Source organism: Ruegeria sp. CE6, assembly GCF_056537485.1.
The window spans coordinates 970751-982621 of record NZ_JBQFRR010000001.1; the positions used below are offsets into that span (position 1 = coordinate 970751).

10 protein-coding genes are annotated in these 11871 nt (G+C 57.7%); 7 read left to right on the forward strand and 3 right to left on the reverse strand.

The window, feature by feature from the left end; translation table 11 throughout:
- The first annotated feature begins 25 nt into the window (after positions 1-25).
- Together ACR0DK_RS04815 and ACR0DK_RS04820 are read left to right on the forward strand one after the other, a co-directional pair.
- On the forward strand, positions 26-787 hold the full coding sequence (locus ACR0DK_RS04815) for a DUF1013 domain-containing protein (RefSeq protein ID WP_170406573.1): 762 nt from the start codon (positions 26-28) through the stop codon (positions 785-787).
- Positions 788-840: 53 nt separating this feature from the next.
- A complete protein-coding gene (locus tag ACR0DK_RS04820) occupies positions 841-1230 on the forward strand; it encodes a hypothetical protein (protein ID WP_223117116.1) in 390 nt (129 codons plus the stop codon).
- A 43-nt stretch (positions 1231-1273) separates the two neighbouring features.
- Here ACR0DK_RS04820 and ACR0DK_RS04825 read toward each other — a convergent pair whose 3' ends face one another.
- Together ACR0DK_RS04825 and ACR0DK_RS04830 are read right to left on the reverse strand one after the other, a co-directional pair.
- Complete coding sequence (locus ACR0DK_RS04825) at positions 1274-2305, reverse strand: permease (protein WP_170425783.1); 1032 nt, start codon at positions 2303-2305, stop codon at positions 1274-1276.
- Positions 2298-2606 carry an ArsR/SmtB family transcription factor gene (locus ACR0DK_RS04830; protein ID WP_170398716.1) on the reverse strand — a complete coding sequence of 103 codons (309 nt, stop codon included), beginning with the start codon at positions 2604-2606 and terminating at the stop codon, positions 2298-2300. The genes ACR0DK_RS04825 and ACR0DK_RS04830 overlap by 8 nt, the downstream gene beginning before the upstream one ends.
- 146 nt (positions 2607-2752) lie before the next feature.
- Here ACR0DK_RS04830 and pdxR point away from each other — a divergent pair, with 146 nt between their 5' ends.
- The 5 genes from pdxR (at position 2753) to ACR0DK_RS04855 (ending at position 10828) form a co-directional block, all read left to right on the forward strand.
- Complete coding sequence (gene pdxR / locus ACR0DK_RS04835; RefSeq protein WP_480734968.1) at positions 2753-4213, forward strand: MocR-like pyridoxine biosynthesis transcription factor PdxR; 1461 nt, start codon at positions 2753-2755, stop codon at positions 4211-4213.
- Positions 4214-4337: 124 nt separating this feature from the next.
- A complete protein-coding gene (gene xsc / locus ACR0DK_RS04840; RefSeq protein WP_170398722.1) occupies positions 4338-6113 on the forward strand; it encodes a sulfoacetaldehyde acetyltransferase in 1776 nt (591 codons plus the stop codon).
- A 170-nt stretch (positions 6114-6283) separates the two neighbouring features.
- The gene (locus tag ACR0DK_RS04845) at positions 6284-9100 is read left to right on the forward strand and encodes a molybdopterin oxidoreductase family protein (protein ID WP_480734971.1); all 2817 of its coding nucleotides are present in this window, start codon (positions 6284-6286) and stop codon (positions 9098-9100) included.
- Between the two features lie 91 nt (positions 9101-9191).
- Positions 9192-9941, forward strand: coding sequence for a 4Fe-4S dicluster domain-containing protein (locus ACR0DK_RS04850; protein ID WP_480734973.1), 750 nt, complete (start codon positions 9192-9194; stop codon positions 9939-9941).
- Positions 9941-10828, forward strand: a complete 888-nt coding sequence (locus tag ACR0DK_RS04855; protein WP_480616087.1) for a dimethyl sulfoxide reductase anchor subunit family protein — start codon at positions 9941-9943, stop codon at positions 10826-10828. The genes ACR0DK_RS04850 and ACR0DK_RS04855 overlap by 1 nt, the downstream gene beginning before the upstream one ends.
- A 133-nt stretch (positions 10829-10961) precedes the next feature.
- On the opposite strand, the gene dapA is transcribed toward ACR0DK_RS04855, so the two are convergent.
- On the reverse strand, positions 10962-11834 hold the full coding sequence (gene dapA, locus ACR0DK_RS04860) for a 4-hydroxy-tetrahydrodipicolinate synthase (RefSeq protein ID WP_480734976.1): 873 nt from the start codon (positions 11832-11834) through the stop codon (positions 10962-10964).
- Positions 11835-11871: the final 37 nt, after the last annotated feature.

An 11871-nucleotide genomic window follows, 5' to 3' on the forward strand; every position in this document is an offset into this window, starting at 1 on the left:
AGATGTATTTATAGGAGACGGGCTGATGGCAAAACCGCTTATGGCCAAGGCAACCGCCGTATGGCTGGTGGACAACACCACGATCAGCTTCAAGCAGATCGCGGATTTCGTAGGCATGCACGAGCTGGAAGTGCAGGGTATTGCGGATGGTGATGTGGCTGCAGGTGTCAAAGGGTTTGACCCGATTGCCAACAACCAGCTGACTCAGGAAGAAATTGACACCGCGCAAAACAACCCGCTGCACAAGCTGAAGCTGAAATTCAATCCGGCGGCATCAGGCGAAGAGAAACGCCGTGGTCCGCGCTACACCCCGCTGTCCAAGCGTCAGGACCGTCCGAACTCGATCCTGTGGCTGGTCAAGTTCCACCCAGAACTCAGCGACGGCCAGATTGCCAAGCTGGTCGGCACCACTAAGCCGACCATCCAGTCGATCCGCGAGCGGACGCACTGGAACATCTCGAACATGCAGCCGATCGATCCGGTTGCCCTGGGACTGTGCAAACAATCCGAACTGGATGCCATCGTGCAAAAGGCCGCGGCCAAGAAAGCAGCCGAAGGTGGCGTGATGAGCGATGATGAGCGTCGCAAACTGGTCTCGACCGAACAGTCGCTCGAGATGGATTCAGCGCCCAAGATCCCGACCGCGATCGAAGGTCTCGAGACATTCTCGTTGTCCGAGGACACCAACGAGAAGGAAGAAGAAGAGCCCATCGTCGATGCGGATAGCTTCTTCAACCTGCCCAAGGGTGGTGGTGATGAAGAAGACGAAGACGATCTGCGCCCCTGAGATGCGCATGGTCCCGGCCTCAAGTAGCTGGGACCCGATTTTTGGGTGATTTGATGCTAAAGGTTCTATCCTTATTCTTCGACGCGCATCGTGCCGTTTCAATCTATGTGTTCCTGAAATCCTGGTGGTTGGCCATTACAGGTGCCGTAGTGATGATTGCAATAGTCGCTGGCTTGCTATTGCTGAATGACGACGGCAAGCACGAGCACGAGGCGTTTCTCACCGTCGCGGTTTTGTCGGCGACACCGATCAATGGCGATCTCAAGAACGGGGTCATTGCTTCGGTGCGCTTGCCGGATGGCTCAGCAGCATCAATCACCTCGACCGAAGGGCCGATTGCTCAGACAGTTGGAACCCAAGCCTGTATCGAGAAACGGGTTTTCGTTGAAACTGGAGAGCCAAGGTATCGGTTCAAACTGCCACGATATTGCGAAGCGAGCTAGAAAAGCAAAACCGCCCGATGGCTCAACCGGGCGGTTTTTTTGTTCAGATCATCTGAAACAGGATGCCTGCTACGATGGCACCGCTGATGCCCAAACCCAGATAGGTGGCAAAGACGCGCGGTTTCACCAGTGACCACACGGCCGCCATCGCAGGTATCGAACTGACGGCGCCGGCCACCATGAACGACATCGCAGCACCCGCACTCATACCCTGTTCCATCAGACCCGCAAGAAGCGGTGGTGCGACGTAAGAGTTCAGATAGGCAGGCATTCCGACCAAGGCAGCGATGACAATTGGCACAACACCCTCACCACCAACAACCCGGGCGATCAGGTCTGCCGGAACATAGCTGACCAGCAGCGCCTCGAGCACGTAGGCGAACGCTAGCCATTTGAGCAAGAACAGACCGTTATGAACGAATTCGGCCCGAAAGCGCGTCCGACGGTCAGGGTCTTGCCAGAACTTCCAGACGGGTTTGTCATCTTGCTTTGGTCCGCAACCGCAGCAACCAGCGGGTTTGTATTCACGCAACGGCTGCGCAAAGGCACCTCCCCGCATCAGGGTGCGCACGGCAAACCCGCCGAACAAACCCAACGCGACAGCGGCAACCGCTTTACCAATTGCAAACGGCCAACCCAGCGCACCCGCAGTAATCAGCAACGTCGGGGGGTCGATCAACGGTGAACTGAGCCAGAATGCCATCACGGCCGACAATGGCGCACCCAGAGCCAGCAAACCTGCGATGAATGGGATCACTTCGCAGGAACAAAATGGGGCCAGCCCGCCAAACAACGCGGCCAGAAAGATCATCCGTGTCTCGCGACCCTCAAATGCACGGGCGACCATCACTTCGGCCCCAGTTGCCTTCAGGTATGATAGCAGCAGAACAGCAAACAGGATGTACTGGCCCGTATGCGCAAGCGCTTTGGCTGCAAAACTCACAACCTCGGTCCAGTTGCCCGGATCAAGAACGGCCACCAGCGCCAGTATGACCACGATCAGAGCCCAGGGCGTTTTGATCAGGTCGATCAGGTTTCTGGCAAGTGGCTTGGGGTTTTGTGTTAGTTCAGCCATCGTTTGCGGCCTTTCCGATTTCGTCTGCGCAGCATTCACTAAGGATGAACTGCGCCAGGTTTCTCAATTCGTCAAAGCACGCGCGGTTGATCGTGCTACGCCCGATCTTCTCTTGCTCAACTACTCCGCCAGCAGCCAGAAACCGCAGATGATGCGCCAGAGTCGAGGGCGCGATTCCTGTCCTCGTCTGAATTTCTCCAACGGTCAGGCCTGCTTCCCCAGCACGAACCAAGGTCTTAAGAACCTTCAATCGGGCTTCCGAGCCCATGGCAGAGAAACCTGCGGCAGCTTCTTCCCACATCTTTTATCTCTATTAAACTAGATTTCTGGTTATTTAGTTTAATTCGTATCCTGCGTCAACCACACGTGTGCGTAAAACTCCCAACATGGTTCGCAGGGCCATAAGTCCAGATTGCCACCGCCTTAGGTCCAACCTATAACGATGCAATGGGTATTTCGGTCGACACATTCTTTTTGGAACGCAATGGGCAAGGCACCTTACAGGCGCAGCTGCAACAGCTGATTGCCGAAGGCATTCTGTCAGGACGCTTCCACGTCGGGGAAAAGCTGCCCTCGTCCCGTAAACTTGCTGCCCATTTGGGTGTCAGCCGGATTACGGTCACGCTTGCCTATACTGAACTGCTGGCCAATGATTACCTGACCGCCAAAGGCCGGTCGGGATACTATGTTTCAGAAAATGCGCCAGTGCCGCCGACCTACACGCCAGTGCGGCGCGACACCGAAGTGGTTGACTGGGATCAGGCGTTTGCCCGCCGTTTCTCGGGCGGTGATGTGCTGACAAAACCCAGCAACTGGCGTGACTACCGCTATCCCTTCATTTATGGCCAAGTCGACAGAAAGCTGTTCGATCATGCAAACTGGCGTCTCTGCGCAGTTCGGGCGTTGGGACATAAGGACTTTGATTCTCTGACCGGGGACTATGTCGATCAAGATGACCCGCTGCTGCTTGAATTCATCGCCCGGCATACTCTTCCCCGCCGTGGAATTGTAGCCCGGCCCGAAGAAATCTTGATCACCCTGGGCGCTCAGAACGCCCTTTGGCTGGCGTCTCGCATATTGCTGAACCGGAACCGTAGGGCAGCGATCGAGGACCCCTGCTATTACGCCCTGCGCGATCTTCTGATTCACTCGGAATGCAAGCTGTCTTATCTGAAGGTCGACCGGGACGGGTTGCCCCCGGAAACAATCCCTGACGATACCGACGTCATATTCACCACCCCCAGCCACCAGAGCCCGACAACCGCGACCATGCCGGTGGACCGCCGACATGCACTGCTGCGTCGTGCCCGCGAATTGGATGCCATGATCGTCGAGGATGACTATGAATTCGAAATGTCATTTCTCGGGGCCCCGTCACCGGCGCTCAGGTCAATGGATCGCGATGGGCGGGTGATCTACGTAGGCAGCTTTTCCAAGTCGCTGTTTCCGGGGCTTCGATTGGGCTACATGGTCGGGTCCGAACCCTTTATCCGTGAAGCGCGCGCCCTGCGATCTCTGGTCTTGCGTCACCCTCCTGGCCACATGCAGCGAACCGCAGCCTACTTCCTATCGCTCGGCCACTATGATGCTCAGATCCGGCGCATGTCTAAAACGCTGCAACGCCGTCGCGAAGCGATTGAGGAGGCGATTGGACAATATGGTCTGACTGTTGCTGGGCGCGGGATGCTGGGCGGATCATCGATCTGGATGCAAGCGCCGCTGCATGTAGACACCAGCAAACTGGCCCGAGACCTGCAGTGCCAAAGCGTCCATATCGAACCGGGTGAGGCATTTTTTTCAAGCCAGAACAGGCCAAAGAACTTTTATCGGCTGGGCTACTCTTCAATCTCGTCGGATCGTATCGAACCGGGAATCCAACAGATTGCTGAAGCGATCCGGCGTTCTTAAGCGCTCTGGACTTAAACCGCTACCGGTTCTGGCCCTAACGCCACAGACACCCGTACGCCAAAACCGATCAGAAAACTGGGTGCAAAACCCCCGTTCCATCCTTCTATGATCGGAGATTACGCAGATGAAGATGACCACCGAAGAAGCCTTTGTAAAAACCCTGCAGATGCATGGCATCGAACATGCGTTCGGTATCATCGGCTCGGCCATGATGCCGATCTCCGACATCTTTGGCAAAGCAGGCATCACTTTCTGGGATTGTGCCCACGAAGGGTCCGGCGGCATGATGGCTGACGGCTACACCCGCGCAACCGGCAAGATGTCGATGATGATCGCCCAGAACGGCCCCGGCATCACCAATTTTGTGACCGCCGTCAAAACTGCCTATTGGAATCACACTCCGCTGCTGCTGGTCACTCCGCAGGCCGCAAACAAGACCATGGGTCAAGGTGGTTTCCAGGAAATGGAGCAGATGCGCATGTTCGCAGACTGCGTTTGCTACCAGGAAGAGGTGCGTGACCCCAGCCGTATGGCAGAGGTTCTGAGCCGCGTAATCATGAACGCCAAGCGCGCTTCGGCACCTGCGCAGATCAACGTTCCGCGCGACTTCTTCACTCAGGTGATCGACATCGAGCTGCCTGCTGTTGTTGAGTTTGAACTGCCTTCGGGTGGTGCATCGGCCGTATCCGAAGCTGCCGCTCTGCTGTCGAACGCAAAGAACCCAGTTATCCTGAACGGTGCAGGCACCGTTCTGTCGAAAGGCGGCATCGAAGCGTCGAAAGCACTGGCCGAGCGTCTGGACGCTCCGGTTTGCGTTGGCTACCAGCACAATGACGCTTTCCCCGGCTCGCACCCACTGTTCGCTGGCCCGCTGGGCTATAACGGCTCGAAAGCCGGTATGCAGCTGATCAAGGAAGCAGACGTTGTTCTGTGCCTCGGCACCCGCCTGAACCCGTTCTCGACCCTTCCAGGTTACGGCATGGAGTACTGGCCTGCAGATGCAAAGATCATTCAGGTCGACATCAACCCCGACCGCATTGGCCTGACCAAGAAGGTCTCGGTTGGTATCGTGGGCGATGCGGCGACCGTTGCCACCAGCATCCTGAACCAACTGTCCGACACAGCCGGTGACGAAGGCCGCGACGCGCGCAAGGCGAAAATCGCCGAAACCAAATCGCGTTGGGCGCAAGAACTGACCTCGATGGATCACGAGCAGGACGATCCGGGCACCACCTGGAACGAGCGCGCTCGCGCTGCCAAGCCGGACTGGCTGAGCCCGCGCAAAGCATGGCGCGCGATCCAGTCCGCGCTGCCGAAAGAGGCGATCATCTCGTCCGACATCGGCAACAACTGCGCCATCGGCAACGCCTATCCTTCGTTTGAAGAAGGCCGCAAGTATCTGGCCCCCGGCCTGTTCGGCCCCTGTGGCTATGGTCTGCCTTCGGTCATTGGCGCGAAGATCGGCTGCCCGGATGTACCGGTTGTCGGCTTCTCTGGCGACGGTGCCTTCGGCATTGCAGTCACCGAACTGACCGCCATCGGTCGCGAAGAATGGCCCGCCATCACTCAGGTTGTGTTCCGCAACTACCAGTGGGGTGCGGAAAAGCGCAACTCGACCCTGTGGTTCGATGACAACTTCGTCGGCACCGAGCTGGACACAAAAGTGTCCTATGCCGGCATCGCCAACGCCTGTGGCCTGAAAGGCGTCATCGCGCGCACTCAGGATGAACTGACAGCGGCGCTGAGCCAGGCGATCGAGGACCAGAAGAACGGCATCACCACCCTGATCGAAGCAATGATCAACCAGGAACTGGGTGAACCCTTCCGTCGCGACGCGATGAAGAAGCCGGTTGAGGTTGCAGGTATCGACGCAAGCGACATGCGTCTGCAGCAGGTTTGAATGCTGTCAAAAACATAAGTCGGACCGGGTTCAACCGGTCCGCTTAAAGAAAAGCAGAGGAAGGGGGTGCCTGCACTCTCTTCCTCTATATGGTTGAGCCCGGTGTGCTTACGCTCCAGTGTGTTCAACACGTACAGGTACCAAGGCGATCCGCCACAGGGAGAGACAGCGTGAATCAACAACCGAACCTCAACCTATCCCCACCCGTGTCAGACGAGATCCGCCGGACCACGTGCTATATGTGTGCCTGCCGCTGCGGTATCAACGTGCACATGAAGGATGGGAAGGTCGCCTATATCGAAGGCAATCGGGATCATCCAGTAAACAAGGGCGTTCTCTGCGCCAAAGGCAGCGCGGGGATTATGCAGGTGAACGCCCCGTCGCGCCTACGCGCACCGCTCAAACGCGTCGGCCCGCGTGGGTCTGGCGAGTTCGAAGAGATCAGTTGGGACGAGGCACTCGAGATCGCTGTCGGTTGGCTAAAACCGATCCGCGAAGACAACCCTGAGAAACTGGCCTTTTTCACCGGCCGTGATCAGAGCCAGAGCTTCACCAGTTTCTGGGCACAGAATTTCGGCACCTGTAACTATGCGGCCCATGGCGGGTTCTGTTCGGTCAACATGGCAGCCGGTGGCATCTACACGATGGGCGGTGCATTCTGGGAATTCGGTCAGCCCGACTGGGATCACACCAAGCTGTTCATGCTGTTCGGCGTTGCAGAAGACCACGACAGCAACCCGATTAAAATGGGCATCGGCAAGATCAAGGCGCGCGGTGCCCGGGTGATTGGGGTAAATCCGATCCGCTCGGGCTATAACGCCGTGGCAGATGATTGGGTCGGCATCACCCCCGGTACCGATGGCCTGTTCATCTTGTCGATGATCCATGTGCTGATGAAGGCAGGCAAAATCGATCTGGATTACCTAAGTCGCTACACCAACGCGCCGGTCCTGATCAACGCATCCGACGGTCCGGAAAAGGGTCTGTTCCTGAAAGACGATGACGGCAAGCCATTGGTCATCGACCGCAATACCGGCAAGCTGACTGCTTTCGACACCCCCGGCGTCCGCCCTGACCTATCAGCGACCTACGAAAAGGACGGTGTCACCCACCGCCCCGTCTTCCACCACATGGCAGAACGGTATCTGGCGGATGAATACGCCCCCGAGGCAATCGCAGAAAAATGCGGCGTACCAGCGACCCGCATTCGCGCGATTGCTGGCGAGCTCGCCCGTGTGGCATTTGATGAAGCGTTCGAACTGGACCATGAATGGACCGATTTCCGGGGCGAGAAACACTCGAAGATGATTGGTCGCCCCGTCGCGATGCACTCGATGCGCGGCGTTTCGGCCCACGCGAACGGTTTCCAGACCTGCCGCGCCCTGCATGTGTTGCAGATCCTGCTTGGAACGGTCGAAGTCCCCGGCGGCTTCCGCTTCAAGCCGCCCTACCCCAAGCCAGTTGAGGCGCATCCGACTCCGCATTGTAAGGTGACTCCGAATACACCTCTGGACGGGCCGCATCTGGGGTTTGTTCGCGGCCCCGAGCATCTGGCGCTTAAAGAAGACGGCAGCCCGGCGCGGATCGACAAAGCGTTTACATGGGAAAACCCGATGTCCAGCCACGGGCTGATGCATATGGTGATCTCGAACGCACATGCGGGCGATCCCTACAAGATCGACACGTTGTTCATGTACATGGCGAACATGTCCTGGAACTCGACCATGAACACCAAGGGTGTCATGGAGATGCTGACGGACAAGGATGAGAACGGCGACTACGTGATCCCGCATATCATCTATTCCGATGCTTATTCCTCGGAAATGGTGGCCTATGCCGACCTTATCCTGCCCGACACAACTTATCTGGAACGACACGACTGTATCTCGCTGCTGGACCGCCCGATCTGCGAGGCCGAGGCAGCGGCAGACGCGATCCGCTGGCCAGTGATTGAACCCGACCGCGACGTACGCGGCTTCCAGTCGGTGCTGATTGATCTGGCCAATCGCATGGATCTGCCCGGCTTTACCAACGATGATGGCAGCGCCAAGTGGACGGATTACGCCGACTATATCGTCAACCACGAACGTAAGCCGGGCATTGGACCGCTTGCCGGTTTCCGGGGCGAAAACGGCGACAAGGAAGGTCGTGGCGAGGTTAACCCCAACCAATTGAACCAATACATCGAGAATGGTGGCTTCTATGTCGCGCATATTCCCGAAGGTGCGGATTACTACAAACCTTGGAACACTGCCTATCAAGACTGGGCTGTGGGCATGGGTATCTATGACAGCCCACAGCCCTATCTATTCCAGCTCTATTCCGAGCCGATGCGTAAATTCCAACTGGCCGCCGAAGGCTACGGGGAACGCCAGCCCCCAGATCACCTGCGCGCGCAGATCCAAGATACAATGGACCCCCTGCCCATTTGGTACGAAACCGATCAGACCGGCAATGAAGGCTTCACCGTCAACGCTCTGACCCAGCGGCCAATGGCGATGTATCATAGTTGGGGCACACAAAACGCCTGGTTGCGTCAGCTACATGGGCGCAACCCGCTATACGTCCCGACCAAGCTGATGCGTGAACACGGGCTGCAAGACGGCGATTGGGCCAAAGTCAGCTCTCCACATGGCGAGATCACGGTACCCGTCATGGAGATGGCTGCGCTGAACAACAATACCGTGTGGACTTGGAATGCCATCGGAAAGCGCAAAGGGGCCTGGGCCTTGCAGAAAGACGCCCCCGAGGCCACCAAGGGTTTCCTGCTCAACCACCTGATCCACGAGCTGCTGCCCCCCAAAGGTGACGGCCTGCGCTGGGCAAACTCTGATCCGATCACCGGTCAGGCCGCCTGGTTCGATCTGAAGGTAAAAATCGAAAAGGCCGCCGCTCCAAGCGATGCTGAAAGCCAGCCAGAATTCGCTCCAATCAAATCGCCGGTCGGGCAAGGGCCAAAGGATTTGGCCTGGAAGGTGGGCAAATGACCCGATCCGTTCTTCATTTGGCTATAAATATCTCGGGGTCTGGGGCAGAGCCCCAGCCCGCCCTGACCACAATCGCAGAGGCAAGGCAGTCATGACCCAGCTCCCCCAATCAATCGAACGCAAGATGGGTCTGGTCATTGATCTGGACACCTGCGTTGGCTGCCATGCCTGCGTCATTTCATGCAAAGGCTGGAACACCGAAAACTACGGCGCGCCACTGTCGGATCAGGATGCTTATGGTGCTGACCCTTCAGGCACCTTCCTGAACCGGGTGCACTCTTACGAGGTGCAACCCGCCGAAGGGCATGCCCAATTGATCCACTTCCCAAAATCCTGCCTGCATTGTGAAGACGCACCCTGCGTGACCGTCTGCCCCACTGGTGCGAGCTACAAGCGGGTTGAGGACGGAATCGTTCTGGTCAACGAAAGTGACTGCATCGGCTGCGGCCTGTGCGCGTGGTCCTGTCCCTATGGCGCGCGCGAGCTGGATCAGGCCGAAGGTGTCATGAAGAAATGCACGCTTTGCGTCGATCGGATTTACAACGAGAACCTGCCCGAAGTGGATCGTGTGCCCTCATGCGTTCGCACCTGCCCGGCGGGTGCCCGGCACTTTGGCGATCTCGGAGACCCCGACAGCGATGTCAGCAAGCTGGTCGCTGAACGTGAGGGCATGGACCTGATGCCTGAAATGGGCACCAAACCCGTCAATAAATACCTGCCGCCTCGACCCAAGGACAAAATTGAGGAGCAGATTGACATCCTGGCCCCTCTGCTGGCCCCGGTCGCCGAAGAGCCCAAGGGTTTCCTCGGCTGGCTCGACAAGACCCTGGAGAAGCTCTGATGCACCCGGCACCTTCCGTTATCATCTTTACCACCCTGTCCGGCCTCGGATTTGGACTCTTGTTCTTCCTGGGGCTCGGCATACCTGACGTCTCGGGCTGGGTCGCGTTTGTGTTTTTCGCAATTGCCTATGGCTTGTCCGTCGGAGGTTTGCTCGCGTCGACCTTCCACCTCGGCCACCCAGAGCGTGCCTGGAAAGCCTTCACCCAGTGGCGCTCAAGCTGGCTCAGCCGCGAGGGCTGGTGCGCGGTCATCGCGTTGCTCGTCATGGGGCTCTATGCCATTGGTGCGGTCTTTCTAGGCCAACGCTGGGGTGTGCTGGGCTGGATCGGGGCGGCATTCTCGCTGGCCACGGTCTTCACCACATCGATGATCTACACGCAGCTCAAGACCATCCCTCGCTGGAACATGAACCTGACACCGGCCATGTTCTTGTCGTTCAGCCTTGCAGGCGGTGCTTTGTTGGCCGGAGCGGAAGCGCTTGCCCCTTGGTTGCTGGCTATTGCCGGCGCTGTACAGCTTGCCTATTGGGCCAAGGGCGACGATGCGTTGTCCCGATCGGGAACCACGCTGGCAACCGCGACAGGGCTTGGTGAGCGAGGCGCTGTCCGCGCATTCGAACCACCTCATACAGGTACAAACTATCTGCTGCGTGAGTTTGTGCATGTGGTCGGTCGGAAGCATGCGCAGAAACTACGGATGATATCTTTTGGTCTGGCTTTTGTGCTGCCTTTACTGCTGCTTCTGATCCCCTTTGGCGGCGTTCTGATCAAGCATGTCTTTGCGCTTGTGGCGGTGTTGTCGCATCTCACCGGCGTTGCTGTTTCACGCTGGTTGTTCTTCGCGCAAGCAGAGCATGTGGTTGGGTTGTACTACGGCAAGCGTTGATGGGGGCTCTGCCCCCGTCGCGGCAAGCCGCGCCTCCCCCGAGGTATTTCTAGCCAGATGAAATTTGGATCCCGAATTAAAAAAGGGCGGCGCTCGATCTTCGAGGCCGCCCTTACGAGTCCGTATATTGATTTCAGGTTAATCCAGCATGCGCCATTGCTGCTTCGATAGCGGCTTTGGTGCTGTCTTCCAGCTCGGTCAGAGGCGAGCGCACTTCGGTGCTACACAGGCCAAGTTTGCTGAGCGCGTATTTTGCGCCAACCAGACCGGGCTCGATGAAGATCGCTTCGTGCAGGGGCATCAGGCGGTCCTGATACTCCAGCGCCATTTTGTAGTCGCCATTCAGCGTTGCCTGCTGGAATTCAGCACAGAGCTTCGGAGCCACGTTTGCGGTGACCGAGATGCAGCCCACTCCGCCATGAGCATTGAAGCCCAGTGCAGTCGCGTCTTCCCCGGACAGCTGGCAGAAATCCGCACCACAGCTTGCACGCTGCTGGCTGACGCGCGCCAGATCTCCGGTCGCGTCCTTGACTCCGATGATGCGCGGCAGTTTCGCCAGCTCACCCATCGTTGCAGGAGTCATGTCGATGACCGAACGACCCGGGATATTGTAGATGATGATCGGGATATCGGCACTGTCATGCAGAGTTTGGAAATGCGCCAGCAGCCCCTTCTGGGTCGGCTTGTTGTAATAGGGGGTTACGACCAGCGCCGCATCCGCACCGATTTTTTGCGCAAACTGAACAAACCGAATTGCCTCGACAGTATTGTTGGAGCCCGCGCCTGCGATGACAGGCACGCGACCTGCTGCAGCCTTCACCACTTCGGCGATAACCGTTTCATGTTCTTCATGGCTGAGGGTCGGGCTTTCGCCGGTCGTACCAACCGGAACCAGACCGGTCGAACCTTGCTGTATTTGCCATTCCACCAGGTGTTTGAGCGTTTCCAGGTCCAACGCGCCGTTGCTGAACGGGGTGACCAGGGCTGGCATTGAGCCTTTAAACATGGAACGCTCCTTAGGTGTTTTTTGCGCACCGGTCTGT

Excerpts from the sequence above, each read along its gene's own strand:
- ACR0DK_RS04855 (WP_480616087.1), top strand. The coding sequence starts at position 9,941 with ATGCACCCGGCACCTTCCGTTATCATCTTTACCACCCTGTCCGGCCTC.
- ACR0DK_RS04820 (WP_223117116.1), top strand. The coding sequence starts at position 841 with ATGCTAAAGGTTCTATCCTTATTCTTCGACGCGCATCGTGCCGTTTCA.
- ACR0DK_RS04830 (WP_170398716.1), bottom strand. The coding sequence starts at position 2,606 with ATGTGGGAAGAAGCTGCCGCAGGTTTCTCTGCCATGGGCTCGGAAGCC.
- dapA (WP_480734976.1), bottom strand. The coding sequence starts at position 11,834 with ATGTTTAAAGGCTCAATGCCAGCCCTGGTCACCCCGTTCAGCAACGGC.
- xsc (WP_170398722.1), top strand. The coding sequence starts at position 4,338 with ATGAAGATGACCACCGAAGAAGCCTTTGTAAAAACCCTGCAGATGCAT.
- ACR0DK_RS04815 (WP_170406573.1), top strand. The coding sequence starts at position 26 with ATGGCAAAACCGCTTATGGCCAAGGCAACCGCCGTATGGCTGGTGGAC.
- pdxR (WP_480734968.1), top strand. The coding sequence starts at position 2,753 with ATGGGTATTTCGGTCGACACATTCTTTTTGGAACGCAATGGGCAAGGC.
- ACR0DK_RS04850 (WP_480734973.1), top strand. The coding sequence starts at position 9,192 with ATGACCCAGCTCCCCCAATCAATCGAACGCAAGATGGGTCTGGTCATT.
- ACR0DK_RS04825 (WP_170425783.1), bottom strand. The coding sequence starts at position 2,305 with ATGGCTGAACTAACACAAAACCCCAAGCCACTTGCCAGAAACCTGATC.